Origin of the sequence: Leptolyngbya sp. AN02str (genome assembly GCF_050565595.1) — a bacterium.
Lineage (GTDB): Bacteria > Cyanobacteriota > Cyanobacteriia > Elainellales > Elainellaceae > Kaiparowitsia.
Genome location: NZ_JBNXVR010000054.1, coordinates 1 through 20,151, shown reverse-complemented (window position 1 = coordinate 20,151; position 20,151 = coordinate 1). Strand labels below are relative to the sequence as shown.

The following is a 20,151-nucleotide window of genomic DNA, read 5'->3' as shown; positions in this document are numbered from 1 at the left end:
TGATTTTCAGGTTACGGCTATCTAAAATTAAAAGATCGCCAGCCGTACTAAACCCTAAAACGCCTTCTAGCGAAGGGTTTCGGCGATCGACTTTTTCCAGGGTTCGGGCAACGCCACAACTTGGGTGCTACGGTTTTGGCCAGACTGAACCCGAAGCTGGCCTTGACCGTCGAAACTGCAAACGCCGTACCCTTCTCCGGTGGTGGCCTTTGCCCAGGCTTTGCCTGCATCGCAATAGGGCCAAAAGTTTTTCTTACGCCAGATATCAGAACGCTCCGCTAGCGCGATCGCCACCTGGTGCAGCAGCCAGGTTGCAGGCATCCACTGCGGGTCGAAGGGGTTTTCGTAACGAGCTAGCGATACCCAAGGCTGAAGTCGAAAACGACGAATTCCTTCCTTTTTGCGGCGATCGCCTTGCAGTTCTTCGACTGGCGTGAGGGCTGCGATCGTATCGGCTGTCGCCAGTTCCCGGACGATCTCGCGATACCAATCGGCAGCGTTAGGGAAGGCGATCAACGCACCTGCTGCCGATTGGTCAGCGTGGCACTGAATCGTCAGTTCCCGAACTGCTGCAAGAAATTCCCCGTACGGTCGGTAGGCCCGCATTAACTTAGGTCGCAGCGGAAAGCGGTGCTTCGAGTCCCAGGTCAATCGAACCAACCAATGCAGCCCCAGCTGCCAAGCCCGAGCCGTCAGCAGGACTAAAGCGAACTCACCTTCCGATAAGCCACCCCCCGGCTGTGGTGCAAGCGTTTCGATAATTTCGATCAAGGAAGAGTCCCAGGGAATCGGAACCCTCTCGACTGGATAAACTGTTAGTTTCGAAGGCATTTTTGGCTGTTCCAGAAAAGGTTTTTTTGTGAAGATAATCCAGATATAAAATTGCAGTTTCGAATCTGTCAAGATCAAAGCAATAAAATCATTGTCTTTTCAGAAAAGTCCTTAAAACCTTTTTCCACAAAGGCTTTGACGTTTTATATCAAAATATAAATATCAGGATATAAGGTGTTTTTGGAAGTTGCTGACTTTTCGAATAATTCCAGAACTCATCAAGCGGAAACATCCTGTTTTTTGGCAATGTTCCAGAACCTTTTCAACCTCTTGGCAATAAGGCTTTTGCGAGTTCTGGAAACAATAAAAAAGCGAAGCAAAACATTACCAAATGCGATCGCACTTGGTTTTGAGGCTTTAGCTAAAGGCAAACTTTATGCCCTGGCGGATAACAGTTGGCTCACCAGGTTCGTGAGGGTCGCGACCGTTTGGGCCTGCTGCTCGGCTAAGCGCATGTGACCTTCGAGTGAGCGATTCTGTTGTTCCAACGTAGTGGCGATGCGATCTAGCTTGGCATCCAACGCAGCAGAGCGTTGCTCAGCCTGACGGATGTGCATCGTGATCTGCTCGCTCAACGCTGCGAGCTGTTGCGCAGTAGCTTCCAATAGTTCGGCAATGCGTTCCAAGCGTTCATCAGTGCTGGGTTGATTCGTCATGGCGATCGCTTCCTCCCTTTTCTGCGGCCTTCTGAACCATGTACTCAAGATCGAAAATGCTGAACTCAGGATCTATTTCCCGGATCGATGCCAACGTTTGGGCAATAAACTGCTGTACCGCCTCACGCTTTCGCCGTTGCAGTTCTGCCTCTAATTTCTCAAACTGCTGCCGCAGTTCGGTGTTGCTCACGTTTTGAAATCCCATAGTGGTGATCGCCTTTAGTTACTTGGATTGTCTGGCGGTAGCTCCCCACTAGCTTCTGCCCTGGCAATTTCCTCGGCCAAGACAGCCTCAATCAAATTACTGACACTGCGAAAGCGCAAATCAGCAAGCTTCTCTAGCTTGCGTTTCATTTCATTACTGCAATAAGCCACAATACGGGCCTTTTCGGTTGCCACGCTTTCAATCGAATCCATGTGTCCACCTCTCAGGTTATACGATGGGGCCATTTTTACCCCTTAGTGGTTTTACCGTGACACAACTAAAACAATACAGTAGCAAAATAGTGTTGCAAAAGTGTGCACACTGTGGCTAGTATAAGGCACAAAAGCAGAAACAGATCGGAAACATTGCAGGAACTCATTTTTTGTTTGAGCGTTTCATTCGATCGCCCAAAACCCTTGTTTCTTCGTGTTTCGCTGAAACGGAATTTGTTTCAATCCAGTACTGATGAGGTTTCCATGATTTCGCTCACCAAGTTTTCGAAGGACAACAATCTTGCAAAGGCTACGGTTTATCGACGCTGCCAGGAATTGGGCATTGATACCAGCGCTGGCCTTAGTGATGAGGCGATCGCCACACTTACCCACGAATTCGATCTAATGCCTGTATCGCCCACATCGCCTGTAACCGTCGAGGTGGGTAACCATGCTCTCACCCTGGCAGCTCCACAGCTTCCCCAGCAGTACAGCCTTGAAACGTTACGCGCTGGCGAGGTGGTGAGCTTTGATGATCCGTTGGCAATTGCTCAGCAGTTCTTGACCGCTGCTGATGGGCTGCAAACTGCTATGCAACAGGACATTGAAGCGCGGCAAGCACGGTTACAGCAGACCCAGCAGGCCAAAGATGCGATCGCCAACAAACGACGGGAATTAGAACTAGAAGCCCGTTTGTATCAGATGCAAACCCAACAAATCGATGCATCCACTACGGCTGAAACCCAAAAGCTACAGGAAGAGTTGGCAGCGTTGCAGCGGTTGGGAAAGCCCTCGGAGCCCTCGCCCTCACAGCCGCAATCCTGATCGCCCTATCCCTTACCTTTTGGAGCTCCCTGAATGATTTACCTGAAAGCCCGTATCGAGACCACGCACCCAGCCAAGCGAGACCCCAAAGCGCCCCACGGTTGGGCAACTGATACGGGCATGTTCTATCGCCCTGATTGGGGCGATCGCCTATTTGAAATCGACGGCGAATGGTTCATCAGTGTCGGCCAGCTTTTCCCAGTGGAACCCACCCAATAAGCCTCAGATCCCCTTTTGTAAACCCTTCAAAACCCTTAACCCATGCTGATTCCTAACGATATTCAAAATGCTTTGGCCACCCACGGACTGTCGCTCTCGTTTGATGGTGAATTCTTCGATTTGTGGAACGAAACCACAGACGAGCACGTTTCCACCCACTTCACCCTCGAAGCAGCTTTACGCAAGGCCGAAAAGCTTACCCAGCAACCCTTGCTGTCCCAGGTTTGATTCTGTGAAGAGGCGATCGCCTCTTCATCCACCACTCACCACAGCTGAGGAATCCTCATGAGAAAACGACCCACACGCGCTAAGCACAAGAAATACACCCGCTATGACGCGCTTTACGATGCTCACCTCGTGTCCATGTTTGGCTTTGCAGCGATGCCCCTGTTGTTTGGTGAAAACCTCTCAGAAGCTGCATTTCTGGCCATTGTGCTTATTAACCTGCCGATCATCTGGTGGGCGGTGCGCGACAGCTTTATCAAGGCTCAATCCCGTCGAATTGCCCACCGATAAGACAGAGCGATCGCCCGATCCGCGAAAACTTGGCGATCGCCCCTGTTCCCCTGATCTGACAAAACAGGAGACCTCTAAATGTTCCCAAATCCTCGATTGATTAGCTCATTACTGGGCACCGTTCTAACTTTCGGCTCTGTTGGCGTGACCGCTGTGCAACTCCAACAGCAGCAGGCTAAGGACGCCGAACCCATCGCCGTAAGCGATCGCACCACACAGCAAGCCAACCTCACCATAAGCACCATTCCCGGCAACGTGTGGGTGAAAGTTAATGATTACACCTATACCGAGCGCATTCCTCCTCAAATCGACCTCTCAGGCTGGGCTGAAGGCTTCCCAGTGCAAGCCGTCGTGCGCGATGCACAAGGCCGTTGTATTGGCCGTATTACTAACGAATCAGGGCAGTTGGCCTTTATCTTTGTCGAGGCTGATCCGCCCATGTGCGGCGGTGCTGTGCCTGGTCCACGTCAGCAAGTCGCATCGGAGGCATTGGGCTAATGTCTGAATCACTGAAACTGTATCGACGTAAGGCCAAAGCCCGTGCTGCCAAAGGTTCAGCCGCATCCAGCGACAGCACTACACCCACAGCTGCAGCCCAATCGCGCGGTGATAGCTATCTCGATCGCCAGGAAAAGCTGCACGGCTCTGTAGCCAAAGGTGCTAGCGCTGTACACCTCGCCTTGGGTACTGCCCTAAGTTGGCTGAAAACGTTCTTTCAGCGCTCCATGCTCAGCATCATTGCCATGCTGGTGTTGCTTATCGGCATGGCCTTAGCTGCAGAGGTCTACTGCGTTGCCGCTGGTGTATTGCCAGCGCCCATCATCCCCAAACCCGGTGTGGGCTTCAGTGCATCTAAAGAAGTAGCTCAAGTGCTGCTCACCAGTTCCACTGCCTGGGATTGGGCCTTCATGGTGGGAGTTTCCATCTTTGCCGTGTTCGTTCAAATCCTGCAATGGGGCAGCGTTCGGTACATCGTTGCCCACGCTCGAATTGCCAAGAATGGCGGATTATCCCCACTCAACGGCTTCGAGCTGGTTGTTTTTGGGCTGTTCATGATTCCGCTCTGGTACATGGATTTATCCATCGTCAGCAGTGCCTATCTCGTCGAGGGCTTCAGCATTTCGGGCTTGTTCATCTTTTTGTGGGCAGCAGTCCCGGCTGAAATTGCCAACGCGATCGCCAACCTACAACGCTCACTACCTGAAGAGGAATAACACCATGGCATACGCAACTTGGAAAGACGAAATCGAAGCATTTGAGGCTGATTGCCAGCGCTTGCGGAAATCGCGCCGCGAATCATTCCCGGTAAAGGTTCTAGGCGTTGCGCCTACCTTGGGGCTGCTGTTTATTGGCACCATGCCCCCGCTGATGGTGGCGATCGCCCTGGCAGGGATGGCCATCTCTGGAATTAGCCTGCTGCTGGAAATGGACGCGCAACGCGAGGCATACGGCGGCAACCTCGCCTTAGACCTCAACCCAAACTCAGACTATGACAACTTAGCTGGAGCATTCAGAACGCGATCGCCTCGATGGGAAGCCCTCGCCTATCTGTACAGCCAGCTTGACCCAATCCACTTGAAAGACCGCTTAGGGCACCTCGACGACAGCACGGCAAAGCGCACCCTCGATCGCATGATTCGGCGCGTTAGAGAAGGATTAAACGAGATTCGAGAAATCCCAAGCCACCGCGCCAACTATGCCGAGTTGATCTTTGCCATCACTGCCGAATTCCGAGCGGAAGTCACCCACATTTTGGATAAGGCCATGTTTAAAGCGGGTGTGGTGAGTGCCGAAGATGTAGAGCTAGACGAAGACGAAAGCAACGTTTTTGAGGAGGGTGTTGAAGCGTTGGAACCCTTATTCCAACAAGATTCCAACAGTCCAACAGCTTCCCCAGAATTGCCCCTATTTGATTGGGCAGAACTGCGCGATCGCCCCAACATGTTCCCTCACTTGCTGCTGTTGGGTAAGACCGGAGCGGGCAAGTCTACCCTAGCCGAGATGCTGTTGCCGTTGGTCGGTGGCGAGCTGCTGCTGATTACTCCACATCATCGCCCCGGCGAGTTCCCTGGTGTGCGCGTGGTGGGTGCTGGCCGCAACTATGGCGCGATCGCTCAAGCCCTCGACGGGTTGCACCAGCAAATGCAACAGCGCTACCAGCGCTATGCCGCAGGCGACGAAAGCTACCCCATGCTGAATGTGGTGATTGATGAGTACCCGGCGATCGCTGCCAACTGTGACGATGCCAGCACCAACGTTAAGGCATTGGCGCGTGAGGCCCGTAAGGTCAAAATGCGGCTCATCATTTTGAGTCAGGGTGGCGAGGTCAAAGCGCTGGGCATTGCGGGTGAGGGCAGCTTGCGTGAGTGCTTCACCTATCTGAGAGGCCGAGGCTTTGTCGAAGACCATGCGCGACGCCTCAAGAATGATGCTCTAGTGCGCTGGGTTGGTCAGCAACCTTACCCCTGGATGGTGGAAGATATGGCCGCAGATACCAGCGTCCTGAAAGTGTTGGAACCCTTGTTGGACAACGCGCCCAACTTCGAAGCCGCAGCACCAGCGCCAGCGTCAGGGCTGCCACCCGCATGGGAGATTGCGACAGAGCCAAACTACTCACCGGATGCCCTGCGGTTGCTGCAATGGCTACAGCGGCAACCAGGTGTGGTTGAGATGCGAGCACTCCAGCAGGCTAAGCCGTTGGGTAAGGTCGTTTCCCACAGCCAAGACGTATTGCAGCCCATCCTTGCCGAGCTGCTCACCCATGAGGCGATCGCGGTCAACATGGAAGCCAAAACGATTTGGGCTGCATAGTGTTGGACTGTTGGGCATGTTGGACTGAGATCAGATGAGAGAGAAAACGGGGCGATTTACCCCGTTTTTTTGTGCCCAACGTTCAACAGTCCAACAAGCGCGATCGCTGTGATGTAATGGTGAACGGTGAATGAATGCTGTTAAACACAGCTAAGCCAGGGCAAAATACCCCGGCTTTTTCTTGCCCAATAGTTCAACAAATGAAAGCGATTGATTATTCTTCCATGCAAGTCATTAGACGTTGCGTTGCTCCAGTCGCAGCAGTTGGAGTACATCTCAAACCATCACAGCACCGATAGGTAACAATCTGGATTGGCTCCCACTCGATACAGGGAGGGTGTAGTCGCGGCCCCATTCTCCTCCCAGATTCATCCCAACGTCTACAAGTGCCTCCCTCTAGTGTAAAGCTGCCACATGTTTCACCTTTTGTTAAGCATTTTTCTTTGACGAGATTTACTTGTTCTGTCGAAAGATTGTTAATGCCAGCAAGCATTGATTGGCAGGAAGCCTCGGTCAATGAAGCTGCGGAAGAACTGAGCAAAACCCCTGAGAGTATGGAAGACGTAACAACAAACACTGATGTTAAGTTCTTCATTTCTGGCTCCAAGTTAGAGAGTAGTGCGTCCTAGATTCAGCTCAGATACTATGTGATAACTCTCTGGCAACTCAAAATAATCAACATTGTCTTTAATTTCCTAGCTGCAAGGCCCTCAAACATGGCTTGCTAATTGTCCCGAAGTGCGATCGCGAAGTTACATTTCGCTGAGGAGATACGGTATTGTGGTGCAGCACCTCAGGGGCTGTGGGGGCAAAAAGCCCCTGAGGTGCTTTTTCCATGTGAAAAGCATCAAAATGCGCAGAACCAACCTTCTATCGGTAAAGGGCGGCCCTGCGCAAATATTGTGATTGAGATTTATAGCAAGGGTCTTTATGAGCGTGACCCCATTGAACAAAATCTAAATTCCCACCAACCGTTAAGATTTGCTTCAGATTTAATTTTTTCTTTAGATTTTCTCGAGCCTTGCCCTGCACCAAAGTTATGCACTTTTCTGCATAGAGATAGGCGATCGACTCCAGCTTACTCGCATGCAATTGTGCCACTAATGAGAGTAACGACCTCATCTACTGCAAAGATTGACAACAATCTACGGATTAAATCCCATGTGACAGAAAAGTTGATTTCACAATGTAGTCACACCTCTAAATTAGGTTTTGCGCTATGCCCTCCCGCCAAACCTCCAATCATCAGCCTAAATCTCAGCAGTCTACTCATCAGTTTTATACGGCTCTAGCTTCTCGTCCGTTCGCTCAATCAGCACCACAAGAACCTCTTCTACAACCCCAAACAGCTTTGCAGGGAAGCAATCCGTTAACTCACATTTCAATTGTCGATCCTGACCCAAGCCCTCAGCTACCGATTCAGCCAAAGCTGACTATCGGTGCCGTAGGAGACAAGTATGAGCAGGAGGCCGATCGCGTAGCTCACCAAGTAGTGCAACGAATTAACGCACCTCAAACCCCAAACGAACAACCGATTCAACGACAGGAGAAGATTGAGGAAGACAATCTTCAGATGAAACCTTTGCTTCAATGTAGAGGGAACCTGGGAGGCATTGCAGCACCTTTAGAATTGGAATCTTCAATTCAGCGTTTAAGAGGCCAAGGTCAACCACTCTCAGATCAAATTCGAGAGCCTATGGAGCAGGCATTTGGTGGTGTTGATTTTAGGGGTGACCCACAGCGACAGCTCCGGCAACTCCGCAGGGCACAATTCCAGATGAGAAAAAGCCCGCGATCGCTGAGTATGTCGCCACTATGGCCAAGCTCCTGAGCTTTTGCCGACAGCAGGCACAGCAGTCCATGCCGGATGCCGATTCGGCAGCAATTCAAGCTGCAACCGCTGCATTGTTTATCGCAGCGCAACGCAAATTCAATCTTTAGTTTTGCTGCTGGTGGGCCTTTCCCATCAGCAAATATTTTCTGTTGTGGCACCAGATGGGAAACATAAGGATTGGTACCACAACAACACGATCCAACTGGAGCGGAAATGAAAAGCTACGGGGAAATTCAAGGTGAGGTAGAACGGCTCAAAGTTGAGGTGGCGACGATTCAGGCAGAACTGAAAACATGCAACGGGGAAAAGTATCGAGGATGCTGGCTAGACCAAACGAGCGATCGCACTGGCCAGCGCATATACACGCGGTTGCGTTGGTTCAAAAACAGTTCCACCAAACTCAAAGGTTGCCGCACCCTTAAGCCTTCTGAAGTTGGCGAGGCAAAGAGGGCGATCGCTCTGTGGACAAAGCTGGAGCAGATCCAACAACAGCAACGCCAAGCCGAAACCGACCTGGCGCATGCTGTGGAACTTATTCAGAAGTTGGGCCTGGAGGTGCAGAGGTGACTACCCACGGGCGCAGGGCGATGTGCAAAGATAGTGTTGCTGTTCGGCTCCCTTGCCCCGCTGAATTGCAACGCGCATGGATTTGGCCTTGTCGAGGGCTGACAGTTTTTCGGGCATCGAAGCACCGCCCATTTCAAGCGCTTCAGCGCGGAATTGGAGATAGTCCGCGAACCTTTCGGGTGAAAGGTTGCCCGGTGTGGCGGCAACGGTAGCAGCAGCCAGAATGGTTAACCCACGATCGGCCAAGCTCGTGGTGAGCCGTTCAATTTCGTTGGCTACTGCCTGTTGCCCCCCTGCGTGCTGAAGGCTGGGCAGGATTTCCCTGAAGCACGCAAGCTTTAAAGATTGTCGCTCTGCCGCGCTTTCGGCGATCGCAGCGTTGGCTTTTTCTTCGTCGCTCGATGCGGCGACAATTTCAATGACTTTGCTGTCACCGATCGCCCTCAGAACACCAGCGACGACAGTTTCTTGAAGCTTCTGAAATTCGTGTTGTTGCAAATTCATGGCCGGATTTTCCTCAATTTTTGGTAGAGAAAGCAAAAGCGAGCGCCCCTCCCAGTAGGAACGCTCGCTTGAGCTTGAGTTTTGTTGGCTTGACGAGAAGCGCCGTTTAGAGCAGCAACTCCTACCTCTAAGTTTATTCGTTTTTTAATGCGATCGCATTTTTCATGTTCACCTCAGCATTAATTTAAGGATTCATTTCTGGTTCCACTTCCGGTTCCACTTCCGGTTCCACTTCCGGCTCTGATTCCGGCTCCGGTGGTGCAGTCTCAAACCGAGTCCATGCTGCCATTGAATTCACAGTTCCGCCGCGGCTCGTATGCTCCAAAAATTGCTGTCGGCTTTGATAGGGTTGTCCGTTCCGCAAGGTGCGGATTTGCTGGGGAGTCGTGAGCCCAAATTGCTGCTTCAGGGCTTCGTCGTCGAGTGTTGCGATCGCCTGGTTGATTCGTTGCAACGTTTGCGCTTCATTTTGCGGAGACTGGATATTGAGTGCACCTGAGTTGCGAAGCCGCAGGCCACATGAGCCAAAGTTGCGCAACCTCTCACCCGCTTGGTTACCTGGCTTCAGCACCTCGTCAAACGTTTGGGAAGCGATCGCATCGACAACTGCTTCAAACTCCGGCTGTACCGTTGCGGCCTGGGCAATCATGAACTCTGGCAGGTCACCAGTTCGCCCACTGAGCAATGCATCGGCAAATCTGCGCGCATTGCTCGTGCTGCCTACCCCAGGCTCAGCCGCAGCCAACGTTGAGGCGACAGCAGACCGCAGCTGCGGCAACACTTCGGGACTATTGAGCAGTTCAGAGGGGAATAAACCTGCGATCGCACCTTGAGTGAATGCCGCTGGAGAAAGGCGTGCGATTGCATCCGTATCGGTCAACTTCCCCTGTTCAATCAACCCTGTCAACTGCTGATTGCCCTCAGCACCCACACATGGAGCGAGCACCAGTTCTGCAACGCGGCGTTGGCCCTGCTGCTGTCGCTCTAGTTGGGTCTGGGTGGCGCGATCATCCCCCAATGGGGTTGCCGTTAGTGGTTTGCCCAACGAATGCTCTGAATCTTTGCCACCGGGCAACCGTAACGTGATGCTGCACTTACCGGAGCGAAACCCCTTTTTCCCAGGATGAGGGAATTCCAACGTGTGGCTAATTTTGGTGCAGTACACCGGAGCCATTCGAGAGCTGCCCTGCACAAACATCAGCGCTGGTGGCTGCTTCTCTCCGTCGCCAATTTCTTGGGCAACTGAAATATTTTCGAGAAGATGGAACACATCTTCGGTGATGCTGGCAAAGTGCAGGTTGAGTTGAATTTCACGAGGTGAAAGCGAGTCAAACGCAATACCCTTACGGATGCCCTTCGACTGTTGATCGGGCCAGTCGGCTGTTTGGTCTTGCTGTACTTCGTTAACGGCTAAACCCAGATCCAATGATCGCCCCTGGTAAGGCCCACTCAGGATGATGATCTCGCAAGGCGTGTAGTCGGGTTGGCTTCTAGGGTCTTTATGCTGCCGTCGAAGGGGCGATCGCTCTTGAGCCGTTGTCACGTTTTGGGCACGGGGCTGTGGTGCGCGTGCTGGTGCTGCGGCCTGGGCAGCTGCCACGGGTGAAGCAGTCGGCTGAGCTGCCGGGGGCGGTGGTGGCGTCGTCGGTTGAATGGGTGTGGTCGTCATGCTGAAAAATTATGGAAAAAGGCGATCGCCCCAAATCAGGCGAGGAATGCCCAGCGATCGCCCAAACTACATGGAAAAGTAGCTCCTCTATACTAATTCAAGCGTTCTTGTTTTGCTCCTTTTTGTGCCTTAAAGCCACCGGGTGGCGGAGCTTTTGAAGCTTGCGGTTGGTGCTTGCCTTTTGCTGTGCCATGATGAATCTATGAGTTTGGTATCAGTTATCAATGGCTGAGCAGAATAAAGCACCTGAATCAGAGTCAGCGGGTATCATTGATGCCTTTGTTAATAAATTGCTTGCTTCCGCTTTGCATGAAGAAGGCGATCTTCATGGTGAGCCTGGTGTTAATAGAATTCGCAGTACTGATGCTGAAGACAATTTGATTTTCAGTGAGGCCGCTCAAACTGTAACGATCAGTAGTTTTGGTGGCGGCCCTATTTCTGTGATTAGGTTTTCTAGCAAAAACTTTTTGACTGAGCAAGATATGATTGGCATTGCTAAAAAACTTTCTGTGCATCCGCTAGTAGTCGAAGATAACGAGAGATTAACTGATGAGGCTATCGTCAGTGCATTGAATGAGCTAGACAACACTGATGCAGAAATCAGGGTCATTCAAGCTAAATCTGATTTGGCAAGAGATGAAACTCGCGAAACCCTTGCGGAGATCGGGAGGCTTGTGGCAGAGCTATGACTTGGATAAATAACCTCGCAGAATTTGTGAAGCGGCTACTTCAGCTAGAAAACCGAGTCGAAAAAAATTCCCAGCAAATCGAAGAGTTACGCCAAGACCTGAAAAAGCTAACAGATTATGTAGCTAGATTGGGCAATGCCGTACAGCATGACCGCCAAGAAAGGGCGCATGACCAAGAGTTAAACGCAACTGAGCGAGAAAACCTGGTTTTGCGTCTAAGAATCGAGTTAATGGAGATGGAAAAGCGTATAGGTCAGTATCAATCAAGTGTAAACTCTCCCAAGCTCCTATCCACCGAAAACAGCCAGGCCATCTCAAGCAATCAGGACACAAATCGAGACTTGTCCTAGATAGGTAACCGAGGGAGCGCTCAGCATAGAAATATTACCCTAAGCCATGCACCAGTCAGGTCTCACGCCACACGAACACATTGCCAGAATCACATTGCTCAGTGAGGCAGTCGAAACCGAGCTAGCAGAACTATGGGCAAAGTGTGAGGGATGCGATCGCATTCTCAGCAGCAGTGCTCTGGCCCCGGTGGTGACCTTCGATGGCTCTACATTGCGGATCAGCAGCCGAGCGATCGCGCTTGAGACAAATTTGAGACAGGTAGAGGCGGCTTGACTGGTTGCACGGGAGTGCGACTAATCAAAACACTGAAGGCCACGCTACACAAAGCTTTCGCCCCATTTTTCGCACTAGTCCAACAGTCCAAAAATCACAACGCAAAATCAAGGGTTTTCAGAACTGGCACAAGGGCAAAAAAGTCCAAGTTTAGTCCAAGGTGAATGTGACAGTTGGCGATCGAATTTCGTGAGATTGTGGTGTATTAGGTTGAGACTATTAATTGATTAACCTATTAGACCTTAAAGGTATTAAGAAATTAACTGTTACTCGCTTTATCTGTTTATCCCTGTAAGCTATGGGCGATGAGTGGACGGAGCCATGCTCACCGTTGCAATATTCACCTTAAAGGCGGAACCGGAAAAAGTACCGCTGCAATCAACCTAGGGGCGGCACTGGCGGGTAAGCGTCGGGTGTTGCTAATCGACCTCGACGGACAACGCACCCTATCTTTTGGCCTGGGCCTCGACGGGGCAGAACCAACGGCGTTGGATTGGCTCAACAACGAGACGATCGCCCCAGTTCAAACAGCAGTGAAAAACCTTGACCTGATTCCAGGTGATATCGGCATGTTTCGGCTCACTGCCAATGTCGATATATTTGCACCATCCCTTAAACGTATTAGATCTTTAGAATATGACCTAGTGTTGATGGACTGCCCTCCCTCGCTGGGAGTGGCATCGGTGCAAGCAATTCTGAATAGCGATCGCGTGTTGATGCCGACGCTATGTGAGCCTGCATCATTGAAAGGGCTTAGCGATGCCCTTAGCCTGATCCGTGGCGAGAACGACCGGATACCCGTTGATGTGTTGCGGTGCCGATATAGGCGGCAGCTGGTGTTGACGAGGGAGGCTGATGATCTACTCGTCGAGGGTGCCACCGATTTAGGTTACTCCCTGCTGTATGCCACGATTCCCGAAAATATCAGCGTGAGTGAGGCGATCGCCCAACAGCAGCCCGTATCGGAGTACGCGCCCAACTCAACAGGGGCGCGTGCATACAAAAGCTTAGCTAAGGAAGTTGCTAAATCTTGGGGCTGTCATGAGCAATAAAAACCGAATAGGAGGAATGAAGCTGGGAACCTTTGGTGTAACAGATGCACAGCAGCAGAGCACCACAGCAGCCCAGACAACACCCGCTAACATCGAACAAGATGAAATCACAAAGCCTGAAGCAACGTCTTCAGATGGCGATCGCACTATCGCACCCAGCAAGCCCAAAACGACTCGACGGGCTAAGCCTCCACAGTCAGACAAACTTGTAACCGTGAATATCAAGATTCAGAAATCACAGCAACAATGGCTATCCGATACAGCTCAACAGGTTAGGGATAACAATGATGAGCCGGTGCCACCAGCAGAGCGGGTCTATCCTCAGCATCTCATTGGAGTGGCGATCGCCCTGCTTCAATCAGCAGATGTTGACTGGGAAAAAGTCAAGAATGCTGATGAGCTGAAAGCAGTTTTAGGGATAAAGCACTAAACAGTTAAAGGTCTAAGACCTTTAACTGTTTAGTGCTTTATTTAAGGAAATCATAGAGTAGGGATGCATAGAATTCACGTCATATAAGCACAAACGAAGCTCCCTCCTTACGCAACATTTCGAAAGTGCGAACATAAGGAATGTTGAAGGCATTGCACACGACTGGAATTTTAACTTTTCGCTGTGTCGTTGAAGGAATTTCGTGAGAGACCACAGTGTGGTTGTGGGCCTTCGCATAAGCAATCAGAAATGAATCGGCAACACATAAAAACTCCCGCTTGGCACTATCAAAAAAATCTTCGTTTTGCACCCACAAGCTCACCTCCGACATCGCTGTAATGGCTGGTTGGTCGAATGGGAGAAAAAATGCATCTCCCTGCTTCCTTGCCCACCTTGAAAGCTCGTCACCGCCAGACATCAACTCATTCTGCACCTGCTGAACGCTAAAGACATGCCCTATCTGATTTTGCTGCTCTAGCCAGTCCCAAAAACCTGGACACAAATCGAAGCCGTAATAGTCATTTTTGGCTTGGATGAAGATGTTGGTGTCGAGAATATAGGCCATTAGGATATTAGATAGAAATTGCAAGTTCCTTGGCTAACTTTTGGAATGTCTCAACCTTGGATAGCTTGAGAAGTCTGAGGGCATCTCGATAGGGAGTGCGCCCTTCTAAAGTGCTCTCTACCAAAGCCGTAAGGAATTGGTTGCTGTAGCGAGAGCCTTGAGTATTGTAAAAGTCCCCTCCACCTATTCTTTCCGCTGCAACAGCTTGGAAGCGCTCCTGCTCTTCCTGGTACCGATTTTGAAAGGTTTCTCGGGAAATTAAGGCTCTGTCATTCAAACGACGCAAAACCACGAGTGTACTCACCTTAAACCGCTGAGTCAGAGGTTTAAGCCAATCCTCCTGTGAGATGGCTTCATTCCATGTGGCGCTCAATTCGTCGGCTGGGACAAGCAACTCAGCAGCAACCTGATTACAGAACCGCTCAGCCTCATCGTGGTCGGCATAAGTCTTATCTAGGTTGGAGATCCCAGATACTCCTATCCAAATGTGCACCAGTTCATGAGCCAGCGTAAACATCTGAGCTCCCTTAGAATCTCCACTGTTGATAAAGAGCAGGGGAGCGTACTCATCGACGAGGGCAAATCCTCGGAACTCATCTACAGAGAGTTTCCGGTGGTTATTATTGCCGACGACGCTGTTCCGCAACACCAGCACTCCACTATCCTCAATTTGCTGAATTTGCAGATTGAGAGCATCTTCCCAGGTGCGAGCATCGCGGCTGACATCAAAACCGATAACTTGGCGAATGCGATCAGCAGCAATTTCGACAGGCACATCCGTAGTTAAGCTGCCCACAAAAGCCAAAGGTTCCTGACCTCTCAGGAGCAGCTCGTCGCGAAACCAGCTCTGAATTTGCTCCGCCTGGTCAAGAGTTCCCAACAGGTCGGGGCTGGGTCGGCGAACAGCCTCACCACCAACCGTGCGGAAGTCAGGGATAGATAGAGTCTCTTGAGGTGGCTCTGGTAGGTAAAGGTAACCGAAAGGCGTATAGGTCACATCGGCTAGCTTTTGGGCTTGTTTGAAAGTAATTTCTCCGCTTTCCTCCCATGTTGTGACTTTATCGGATTTGACATTCATCTTCTTAGCCAGCATATCCACACTCAATCCAGCGCGTTCTCGCGCCCAGCGAAGGAGTGTTGGTTGCAGGCTAATCTTCATAGTTTTGGGAGAGTAGAGTTGCTTTTACAGCGTTAGGCCAATGATGAACTCAAGTAAACTTATGTTTATTGTCGCCTGAATGTCCCTTCGACGTATACTTTTCGCCTCATGACAATCCCTCGCTGTTGGGCATATCGCAGAGGAAACTACTAGATTTCAACACGTCTCAGGTTTTGTATAGCTGCTATTGGAGCCGGATAACTAGCGCAGCCCCTGCTCTTATCCTCTCCACATTGCTTCACACCTGTTAGGAGGGGAGGGGTAACCAGTAGATATTGCACTTAAAAACGAAGGGTCAGAGATGTAGCGATCTGACCCTTCGTGTATTAAAGCTAGCTGCTCTACCAATTGAGCTACAGCCCCCTGAGTGGAGCTGACGGGGCTCGAACCCGTAACCGGCTAGGTGCCTGTTGGGAGGCGAGGTTTGTGCGTCGCATTCCCTATAGTGCTTTTGTACCACAGATACGTAAAGCTTGCAACTAGTACTAACTTTCAATTTGGAAATGCGAATAATCAAAGAACGGGCAAAATCGGCTGCAAACCGGGCAGCTCTGAGATTTCACATCTGCTGAATATCCTGCCTCGATCTGTCTACCAACCATGCCAAAACAAGGATGGTGCGATCGCTGCTCACCCCTTCTTCCCAAATCTCAGCAGGATCAACCGTGGGCCATCAAGTTTCAGCTTTTGGCCCTTCAGCAAGCCCTCGCAATAGGCCCGCTGTGCCTCAGCCTCATCAGGACATACCAAAACCAGGCCTTCATCCGTAAAGTATGTGTCTACCGCTTTGAAGCGTGGAGCGGGTTCGTTATCAGGGTTCATTGGTCGATTGCGATCGCTCAACAAACTTAGCTTAGCGGTTCTGGAACTTTGCAAAAAGTAGGTAAACCATTTTGCCCAGCAGTTGAGTATTACCGAGTTTTTTGGCTGTTCCAGAACTCTACAAAAACTCAATAAGGAATTTCGTCCTCCTCGTCCACTAGGGAGGGAAGGTTGGGTTGGCGGACTTCATACCCAAATCGATCAACCGTCAACAACGCTGCATTCAAATCGTCTTGCAGTTGCGCGGCCTGACGAGCCAGAGCACAACCCTTTTGCACGATCGCGGCCACATCTTTGACAGTTTCGGAATCGCTCTTGATTTCCAGGAGGGTGCTCGCCTTTTCCAGCAACGCAATACTCAGGAGCCACTGGCGATCGCGTAAATCAATCCGCCGCGCTTCCCAAAGCTCGTCTTGCTCCCGCCAAACGAAACGGTCCCACAATGCCGCGCGATCGCGCCACTGCCACTCTTTTGCGGCCTGATGCCACGCCCCAGGAATCCTTTTGGCACTGCTTTTTCCCGCTTCTTCCCGCTCACTGTTGTACAGCCAAAGGATAGAACGGCTTGCGCCACGCATACGGAAACGAGTGAACCTCTCGAACCAAATCGAGGGCTCATTAGGGCGTTGGTGCCAAGGCGCTAATTTCTCCAACTGCGTTGCCGTGAAATTTTGGCTAAGGACTGTTGCTCTTTTTCGATCTGCTTCAGCGTCAACGGTTGAATCGAAACCTTGCCACTCGTTGTAGCTTCAACCATGAGTGGGCGAAACGCCTCAGGCATATCAGCATACTGAAATGTTCTCCGGCGATCGCCTGACCTCCAGTACAGCTCAGATGCTTCAATGATGCTGCGCTTCCGAGCGATCGCGTTGTCAACTGCTATTTGAAAACTAACGGTCTCAAGCTCCATTCCCATAATTCCCCGTTGGAACAACTGAACTACTGATTTTGCTCTAACTTAGCCCAGATCATCGCTAATGTTCCAATTTTTGCCCTTACCGGAACAACAAAGTGGTGTGGCTGTTAGGCAGTTAGCCAATTTGTTAGGCAGTTTTAGCCACAAGAGAAACTGCCTAACAAGCTAAAAACCTTGTATCTCAAGAATTCCAGGAATTTAGTTAGCCACATTAGCCAGTTTTTGATATTTATTGAAATGGAAAAAACTAAACGAAGAAGTAAATAGGCATATTTTTAGGCTAGTTATTAAGCTATCCAGCTTAATCCCTTGTATATCGATACTTATAAGGGTTTGTTCTTCTTTTCGAATCGCGCCAGTCCCGTAGGTAGCATCAAGGTTCCAGACGGAATTGGGGATATTCCCGATGTCTCTAACTATCTCGAAGGATACCTAAATTCTCCCTAGTGTTAGGGAAGATTTAGGGAGAAATACGATTGTGGTCAGGAAGGCATATCGCTTGAGGCGATGAATGAGCGGCTGCGATGGGCAAAGCTTGAGGCGACGGTGCAGCACAAGAGAAATCGCCTGTACTTGCAGGCAACGCTCCACCCTAAGCCGAACTCTATTCATACGGCAAACGAAGCCGGATACTCGAAACCGGAAGCAAACGGGTGAAAAGCTCCAGAGGTTAGCCGATTTTGCCGTGTTGAAGGTTGACCTGATGCAGTGCTCGGGCACCTCCCATCGACAAATGCTCAGCCGAGGGATGTGTCATCTAATACTTTGATCTATGAATTCAGCAAAATATCGCCGATCCTTTGTTTCCAGAAACGAATGCGATTTTCCCGCGTTGCTGGCTGCCCCAACAATGCACGCCACTTACCATTGTTAGCACCACTGGGATGAGGAAACTCTAGATGATTGATGCTCAAGTTGAGAGATTTGAGGGTTCCACTTGCAACGTTTCCCCATGTGATAACAACAGAGGGCTTAAAAATCTCTAATTCGGCTCTTAAAACATTTGCGAATCTCGGGTAGTCTTTTCTACTCAGAGGAATTGCTTTATCTTTATCAGCTTCACTAACCCAGACTTTAAAAATATCGGTAAGGTAAACCCTATAGCCTTCATCCAACAAAACCTTGATCAAATCGAAGTAAAGCCTCGTATTACGTAGTTTTTCTCGGCACATCTTTAAGTGCATCGCATAGGGTGTTGCAATCTCGATATCTTCTACCCTCGTTTCAGTGTTTCTCAAGGGATCTTGACCTAAAATAGCAATTGTCTTTTTGTTGGAATTGTTATCGTTCTTTTCAAGCAAGCTGGGGATATCAACTCCGACCACAAACGCGTCACGATAACGTTTCTGAAAATCAATATCGCTAGAACAAAATGCGTCTCTGGAGAGCTTGATTGCAGGAGGAAAGCCTTCGATTTCAAACTCCTGCCTCATGGTTTCGTACATTTCCATATACCGTATTTTAGGAATATCAAGCACTTCCGACATTGCCTGATGAAGCAAATCAAATTCTTCATTTTGAAATCCTGAAAAGAGGTATTCTGTCATATAAAAAAATATCTTCTTATTATTTTCTATGCATTAAATATACTTTGCCTAGCTAACCACTCTTCATCTATTCATAAGCTAGGGTTTGTCAAGGCACCCGACCTGGGAAATCGAAGCTTAGCGCTTGGTTTAGTTAGCCCCGTCCTTACGAAAATGATGCTGATTGCCCAGACCATAATCAGACCTATGAATTTCTTTCTTCTCATGGATCATTTCCTGAATGCTTCTGGATGTAGTAGACCTACTGCATGAATCATTGTGCGCCAAGACCCGCGCAATGATTCATGTTCAAACAGCGATTTGTACAGGAGGTCTAGTGAGTTGAAGGACATCCGACGCACAAGAATTTTGGATATCCCAAAAGTTCAATCGAAGGATCTCGTCTGCAGAACTCTGCCTATCATCCACTCAAGATAACTCGTGAATTTCAACAGATATAAGACTTACGCACTTCATCCGAAAAACCATCATTCCACTGCGTAAGTCCTGAGATAGTTTAAGTAGCTAGGTGGAGTTGGCTCAGCTTTCACTGCTTGGCGGCCCTTGCAGGGGATTCGCAGCTTGTAGTTTAGAACCCAGCAATTTTTTCATGGATTTCTACAGGAAGGCGACGACCACCGCTATCTTGCAAGACGCGAATTTTGTCGTTTTGTTCGCGAATGCGGCGAGAGAGCAAACGAATAATGTTGACGGCAATGCCTGGAGTTTCCTCAATTGCCTCGTAGAGTTGCTGTTGGGTGAGCACCAAGCATTCGCACGATTCGATGGTGGTGACTGAGGCTGATCGCGGTTCTGCATCAAAGACCGACATTTCGCCAAAGCACGCACCTTGCTCTAGGCGGGCTAGCTCGCGATCGCCCACATGTACCCGCGCTGTGCCCTGCACCAAAATATAGAGCGATCGCCCCTCTTGTCCCTGGGTAAAGATCGTATGCTTGGCCGGAAACTCTAGCTCATCCATAATGGACGCCAGCCGTACCAAAAAGTCGTCCCGCAATTCCTTGAAAATGGGGACGCCACGAACAAACAGCAATCGATCAACACTCGTTAGCATGAACTCGCATCGTATAGGTTTGATGCACTCTGTGTGGGGAAATAGGCTACAAATCGAAGCCAATTCGGCCAATTGCGCAAATTTCCTGGCACGCTCTTTATAAGAATGCCCATGCAAAGGATTCTAGTGATCTTTTGGCAAAACTGAACAGTTTTAAACGTCAGGATTCAATAGACCTCTGACATGACTGGTTGCACGACGACAGAGCTGCGCAACCAGTCATGCTGAAAACCGTCATTCGTACAGGAGGTTGCTTGTGGGCGAACCCATCAACGTCGGGTTTGGATAAGCCGAAGCACAGAAGCGAAACTGACGTTGTCTTAGAGCTGATTTATGAATGAAATCTTAAGCTCCTAATCTTCGAAGCATCAGCCGCAGTAAGGAGCCATAAATCATCGCTTCACTGACCTCTGAATACACCTCATAATCCTTGCTCAACCGCCT

Annotated in this window: 28 protein-coding genes; 16 read left to right on the top strand and 12 right to left on the bottom strand. The window is 50.1% G+C overall.

The features are described 5' to 3' along the window. Window positions 1–66: 66 nt before the first annotated feature. The 4 genes from ACQ4M4_RS25910 to ACQ4M4_RS25895 form a co-directional block, all read right to left on the bottom strand. Window positions 67–831 (bottom strand): hypothetical protein, encoded by a 765-nt coding sequence (locus tag ACQ4M4_RS25910; RefSeq protein ID WP_430687374.1) that lies wholly within the window; start codon window positions 829–831, stop codon window positions 67–69. 374 nt (window positions 832–1,205) lie between these two features. Next, complete coding sequence (locus ACQ4M4_RS25905; protein WP_430687373.1) at window positions 1,206–1,487, bottom strand: hypothetical protein; 282 nt, start codon at window positions 1,485–1,487, stop codon at window positions 1,206–1,208. Next, window positions 1,465–1,692: a hypothetical protein gene (locus ACQ4M4_RS25900; RefSeq protein WP_430687372.1), complete on the bottom strand. Its 228-nt coding sequence runs from the start codon at window positions 1,690–1,692 to the stop codon at window positions 1,465–1,467. The genes ACQ4M4_RS25905 and ACQ4M4_RS25900 overlap by 23 nt, the downstream gene beginning before the upstream one ends. Window positions 1,693–1,706: 14 nt before the next feature. Next, on the bottom strand, window positions 1,707–1,904 hold the full coding sequence (locus ACQ4M4_RS25895; protein WP_430687371.1) for a ribbon-helix-helix protein, CopG family: 198 nt from the start codon (window positions 1,902–1,904) through the stop codon (window positions 1,707–1,709). A 264-nt stretch (window positions 1,905–2,168) separates the two neighbouring features. Between ACQ4M4_RS25895 and ACQ4M4_RS25890 the strand changes: the two genes are divergently transcribed. The 10 genes from ACQ4M4_RS25890 to ACQ4M4_RS25845 all read left to right on the top strand — a co-directional run bounded on the left by ACQ4M4_RS25890 (window position 2,169) and on the right by ACQ4M4_RS25845 (window position 8,676). Next, on the top strand, window positions 2,169–2,729 hold the full coding sequence (locus ACQ4M4_RS25890; protein WP_430687370.1) for a hypothetical protein: 561 nt from the start codon (window positions 2,169–2,171) through the stop codon (window positions 2,727–2,729). 33 nt (window positions 2,730–2,762) lie between these two features. Next, on the top strand, window positions 2,763–2,948 hold the full coding sequence (locus tag ACQ4M4_RS25885; protein WP_430687369.1) for a hypothetical protein: 186 nt from the start codon (window positions 2,763–2,765) through the stop codon (window positions 2,946–2,948). 42 nt (window positions 2,949–2,990) lie between these two features. After that, window positions 2,991–3,176, top strand: a complete 186-nt coding sequence (locus ACQ4M4_RS25880; RefSeq protein ID WP_430687368.1) for a hypothetical protein — start codon at window positions 2,991–2,993, stop codon at window positions 3,174–3,176. A gap of 57 nt (window positions 3,177–3,233) precedes the next feature. Beyond that, on the top strand, window positions 3,234–3,464 hold the full coding sequence (locus ACQ4M4_RS25875; protein ID WP_430687367.1) for a hypothetical protein: 231 nt from the start codon (window positions 3,234–3,236) through the stop codon (window positions 3,462–3,464). A gap of 78 nt (window positions 3,465–3,542) precedes the next feature. Continuing rightward, window positions 3,543–3,962, top strand: a complete 420-nt coding sequence (locus ACQ4M4_RS25870; RefSeq protein WP_430687366.1) for a hypothetical protein — start codon at window positions 3,543–3,545, stop codon at window positions 3,960–3,962. Further along, entirely contained in the window at window positions 3,962–4,678 is a 717-nt protein-coding gene (locus ACQ4M4_RS25865; protein WP_430687365.1) for a hypothetical protein, read from the top strand. Before ACQ4M4_RS25870 ends, ACQ4M4_RS25865 begins: the two co-directional genes overlap by 1 nt. A 4-nt stretch (window positions 4,679–4,682) precedes the next feature. Continuing rightward, window positions 4,683–6,275: a hypothetical protein gene (locus tag ACQ4M4_RS25860; protein ID WP_430687364.1), complete on the top strand. Its 1,593-nt coding sequence runs from the start codon at window positions 4,683–4,685 to the stop codon at window positions 6,273–6,275. A 1,219-nt stretch (window positions 6,276–7,494) separates the two neighbouring features. Next, window positions 7,495–8,106: a hypothetical protein gene (locus ACQ4M4_RS25855; protein WP_430687363.1), complete on the top strand. Its 612-nt coding sequence runs from the start codon at window positions 7,495–7,497 to the stop codon at window positions 8,104–8,106. After that, entirely contained in the window at window positions 8,091–8,216 is a 126-nt protein-coding gene (locus tag ACQ4M4_RS25850) for a hypothetical protein (protein ID WP_430687362.1), read from the top strand. Before ACQ4M4_RS25855 ends, ACQ4M4_RS25850 begins: the two co-directional genes overlap by 16 nt. Before the next feature lie 106 nt (window positions 8,217–8,322). Next, complete coding sequence (locus ACQ4M4_RS25845; RefSeq protein ID WP_430687361.1) at window positions 8,323–8,676, top strand: hypothetical protein; 354 nt, start codon at window positions 8,323–8,325, stop codon at window positions 8,674–8,676. Here the strand turns inward: ACQ4M4_RS25845 and ACQ4M4_RS25840 are convergent, their stop codons facing one another. Both ACQ4M4_RS25840 and ACQ4M4_RS25835 read right to left on the bottom strand, forming a co-directional pair. Further along, window positions 8,677–9,180: a hypothetical protein gene (locus ACQ4M4_RS25840; protein ID WP_430687360.1), complete on the bottom strand. Its 504-nt coding sequence runs from the start codon at window positions 9,178–9,180 to the stop codon at window positions 8,677–8,679. A 184-nt stretch (window positions 9,181–9,364) separates the two neighbouring features. Further along, window positions 9,365–10,849, bottom strand: a complete 1,485-nt coding sequence (locus ACQ4M4_RS25835) for a hypothetical protein (protein WP_430687359.1) — start codon at window positions 10,847–10,849, stop codon at window positions 9,365–9,367. Between the two features lie 224 nt (window positions 10,850–11,073). Between ACQ4M4_RS25835 and ACQ4M4_RS25830 the strand changes: the two genes are divergently transcribed. The 5 genes from ACQ4M4_RS25830 to ACQ4M4_RS25810 all read left to right on the top strand — a co-directional run bounded on the left by ACQ4M4_RS25830 (window position 11,074) and on the right by ACQ4M4_RS25810 (window position 13,644). Beyond that, window positions 11,074–11,538 (top strand): hypothetical protein, encoded by a 465-nt coding sequence (locus ACQ4M4_RS25830; protein ID WP_430687358.1) that lies wholly within the window; start codon window positions 11,074–11,076, stop codon window positions 11,536–11,538. Next, a complete protein-coding gene (locus ACQ4M4_RS25825) occupies window positions 11,535–11,888 on the top strand; it encodes a hypothetical protein (protein WP_430687357.1) in 354 nt (117 codons plus the stop codon). The genes ACQ4M4_RS25830 and ACQ4M4_RS25825 overlap by 4 nt, the downstream gene beginning before the upstream one ends. Window positions 11,889–11,934: 46 nt before the next feature. After that, window positions 11,935–12,162, top strand: coding sequence for a hypothetical protein (locus ACQ4M4_RS25820; RefSeq protein WP_430687356.1), 228 nt, complete (start codon window positions 11,935–11,937; stop codon window positions 12,160–12,162). A gap of 305 nt (window positions 12,163–12,467) precedes the next feature. Beyond that, complete coding sequence (locus ACQ4M4_RS25815) at window positions 12,468–13,214, top strand: ParA family protein (protein ID WP_430687355.1); 747 nt, start codon at window positions 12,468–12,470, stop codon at window positions 13,212–13,214. Continuing rightward, on the top strand, window positions 13,204–13,644 hold the full coding sequence (locus tag ACQ4M4_RS25810; RefSeq protein ID WP_430687354.1) for a hypothetical protein: 441 nt from the start codon (window positions 13,204–13,206) through the stop codon (window positions 13,642–13,644). The genes ACQ4M4_RS25815 and ACQ4M4_RS25810 overlap by 11 nt, the downstream gene beginning before the upstream one ends. 79 nt (window positions 13,645–13,723) lie before the next feature. Here the strand turns inward: ACQ4M4_RS25810 and ACQ4M4_RS25805 are convergent, their stop codons facing one another. The 4 genes from ACQ4M4_RS25805 to ACQ4M4_RS25790 all read right to left on the bottom strand — a co-directional run bounded on the left by ACQ4M4_RS25805 (window position 13,724) and on the right by ACQ4M4_RS25790 (window position 17,106). Next, window positions 13,724–14,209 carry a DUF4411 family protein gene (locus ACQ4M4_RS25805; RefSeq protein WP_430687353.1) on the bottom strand — a complete coding sequence of 162 codons (486 nt, stop codon included), beginning with the start codon at window positions 14,207–14,209 and terminating at the stop codon, window positions 13,724–13,726. Window positions 14,210–14,216: 7 nt separating this feature from the next. Continuing rightward, entirely contained in the window at window positions 14,217–15,368 is a 1,152-nt protein-coding gene (locus ACQ4M4_RS25800) for an ImmA/IrrE family metallo-endopeptidase (protein ID WP_430687352.1), read from the bottom strand. Between the two features lie 950 nt (window positions 15,369–16,318). Beyond that, window positions 16,319–16,768 carry a hypothetical protein gene (locus ACQ4M4_RS25795; protein ID WP_430687351.1) on the bottom strand — a complete coding sequence of 150 codons (450 nt, stop codon included), beginning with the start codon at window positions 16,766–16,768 and terminating at the stop codon, window positions 16,319–16,321. Window positions 16,769–16,830: 62 nt separating this feature from the next. Beyond that, window positions 16,831–17,106, bottom strand: a complete 276-nt coding sequence (locus ACQ4M4_RS25790) for a hypothetical protein (RefSeq protein ID WP_430687350.1) — start codon at window positions 17,104–17,106, stop codon at window positions 16,831–16,833. Window positions 17,107–17,613: 507 nt separating this feature from the next. Here ACQ4M4_RS25790 and ACQ4M4_RS25785 point away from each other — a divergent pair. Then, a complete protein-coding gene (locus ACQ4M4_RS25785) occupies window positions 17,614–17,763 on the top strand; it encodes a hypothetical protein (RefSeq protein ID WP_430687349.1) in 150 nt (49 codons plus the stop codon). 113 nt (window positions 17,764–17,876) lie between these two features. On the opposite strand, the gene ACQ4M4_RS25780 is transcribed toward ACQ4M4_RS25785, so the two are convergent. Both ACQ4M4_RS25780 and ACQ4M4_RS25775 read right to left on the bottom strand, forming a co-directional pair. Beyond that, window positions 17,877–18,653 (bottom strand): hypothetical protein, encoded by a 777-nt coding sequence (locus ACQ4M4_RS25780; RefSeq protein ID WP_430687348.1) that lies wholly within the window; start codon window positions 18,651–18,653, stop codon window positions 17,877–17,879. A 568-nt stretch (window positions 18,654–19,221) separates the two neighbouring features. After that, on the bottom strand, window positions 19,222–19,707 hold the full coding sequence (locus ACQ4M4_RS25775) for a Crp/Fnr family transcriptional regulator (RefSeq protein WP_430687347.1): 486 nt from the start codon (window positions 19,705–19,707) through the stop codon (window positions 19,222–19,224). Window positions 19,708–20,151: the final 444 nt, after the last annotated feature.

Excerpts from the sequence above, each read along its gene's own strand:
- ACQ4M4_RS25910 (WP_430687374.1), bottom strand. The coding sequence starts at position 831 with ATGCCTTCGAAACTAACAGTTTATCCAGTCGAGAGGGTTCCGATTCCC.
- ACQ4M4_RS25905 (WP_430687373.1), bottom strand. The coding sequence starts at position 1,487 with ATGACGAATCAACCCAGCACTGATGAACGCTTGGAACGCATTGCCGAA.
- ACQ4M4_RS25900 (WP_430687372.1), bottom strand. The coding sequence starts at position 1,692 with ATGGGATTTCAAAACGTGAGCAACACCGAACTGCGGCAGCAGTTTGAG.
- ACQ4M4_RS25895 (WP_430687371.1), bottom strand. The coding sequence starts at position 1,904 with ATGGATTCGATTGAAAGCGTGGCAACCGAAAAGGCCCGTATTGTGGCT.
- ACQ4M4_RS25890 (WP_430687370.1), top strand. The coding sequence starts at position 2,169 with ATGATTTCGCTCACCAAGTTTTCGAAGGACAACAATCTTGCAAAGGCT.
- ACQ4M4_RS25885 (WP_430687369.1), top strand. The coding sequence starts at position 2,763 with ATGATTTACCTGAAAGCCCGTATCGAGACCACGCACCCAGCCAAGCGA.
- ACQ4M4_RS25880 (WP_430687368.1), top strand. The coding sequence starts at position 2,991 with ATGCTGATTCCTAACGATATTCAAAATGCTTTGGCCACCCACGGACTG.
- ACQ4M4_RS25875 (WP_430687367.1), top strand. The coding sequence starts at position 3,234 with ATGAGAAAACGACCCACACGCGCTAAGCACAAGAAATACACCCGCTAT.
- ACQ4M4_RS25870 (WP_430687366.1), top strand. The coding sequence starts at position 3,543 with ATGTTCCCAAATCCTCGATTGATTAGCTCATTACTGGGCACCGTTCTA.
- ACQ4M4_RS25865 (WP_430687365.1), top strand. The coding sequence starts at position 3,962 with ATGTCTGAATCACTGAAACTGTATCGACGTAAGGCCAAAGCCCGTGCT.
- ACQ4M4_RS25860 (WP_430687364.1), top strand. The coding sequence starts at position 4,683 with ATGGCATACGCAACTTGGAAAGACGAAATCGAAGCATTTGAGGCTGAT.
- ACQ4M4_RS25855 (WP_430687363.1), top strand. The coding sequence starts at position 7,495 with ATGCCCTCCCGCCAAACCTCCAATCATCAGCCTAAATCTCAGCAGTCT.
- ACQ4M4_RS25850 (WP_430687362.1), top strand. The coding sequence starts at position 8,091 with ATGGCCAAGCTCCTGAGCTTTTGCCGACAGCAGGCACAGCAGTCCATG.
- ACQ4M4_RS25845 (WP_430687361.1), top strand. The coding sequence starts at position 8,323 with ATGAAAAGCTACGGGGAAATTCAAGGTGAGGTAGAACGGCTCAAAGTT.
- ACQ4M4_RS25840 (WP_430687360.1), bottom strand. The coding sequence starts at position 9,180 with ATGAATTTGCAACAACACGAATTTCAGAAGCTTCAAGAAACTGTCGTC.
- ACQ4M4_RS25835 (WP_430687359.1), bottom strand. The coding sequence starts at position 10,849 with ATGACGACCACACCCATTCAACCGACGACGCCACCACCGCCCCCGGCA.
- ACQ4M4_RS25830 (WP_430687358.1), top strand. The coding sequence starts at position 11,074 with ATGGCTGAGCAGAATAAAGCACCTGAATCAGAGTCAGCGGGTATCATT.
- ACQ4M4_RS25825 (WP_430687357.1), top strand. The coding sequence starts at position 11,535 with ATGACTTGGATAAATAACCTCGCAGAATTTGTGAAGCGGCTACTTCAG.
- ACQ4M4_RS25820 (WP_430687356.1), top strand. The coding sequence starts at position 11,935 with ATGCACCAGTCAGGTCTCACGCCACACGAACACATTGCCAGAATCACA.
- ACQ4M4_RS25815 (WP_430687355.1), top strand. The coding sequence starts at position 12,468 with ATGAGTGGACGGAGCCATGCTCACCGTTGCAATATTCACCTTAAAGGC.
- ACQ4M4_RS25810 (WP_430687354.1), top strand. The coding sequence starts at position 13,204 with ATGAGCAATAAAAACCGAATAGGAGGAATGAAGCTGGGAACCTTTGGT.
- ACQ4M4_RS25805 (WP_430687353.1), bottom strand. The coding sequence starts at position 14,209 with ATGGCCTATATTCTCGACACCAACATCTTCATCCAAGCCAAAAATGAC.
- ACQ4M4_RS25800 (WP_430687352.1), bottom strand. The coding sequence starts at position 15,368 with ATGAAGATTAGCCTGCAACCAACACTCCTTCGCTGGGCGCGAGAACGC.
- ACQ4M4_RS25795 (WP_430687351.1), bottom strand. The coding sequence starts at position 16,768 with ATGCGTGGCGCAAGCCGTTCTATCCTTTGGCTGTACAACAGTGAGCGG.
- ACQ4M4_RS25790 (WP_430687350.1), bottom strand. The coding sequence starts at position 17,106 with ATGGGAATGGAGCTTGAGACCGTTAGTTTTCAAATAGCAGTTGACAAC.
- ACQ4M4_RS25785 (WP_430687349.1), top strand. The coding sequence starts at position 17,614 with ATGAATGAGCGGCTGCGATGGGCAAAGCTTGAGGCGACGGTGCAGCAC.
- ACQ4M4_RS25780 (WP_430687348.1), bottom strand. The coding sequence starts at position 18,653 with ATGACAGAATACCTCTTTTCAGGATTTCAAAATGAAGAATTTGATTTG.
- ACQ4M4_RS25775 (WP_430687347.1), bottom strand. The coding sequence starts at position 19,707 with ATGCTAACGAGTGTTGATCGATTGCTGTTTGTTCGTGGCGTCCCCATT.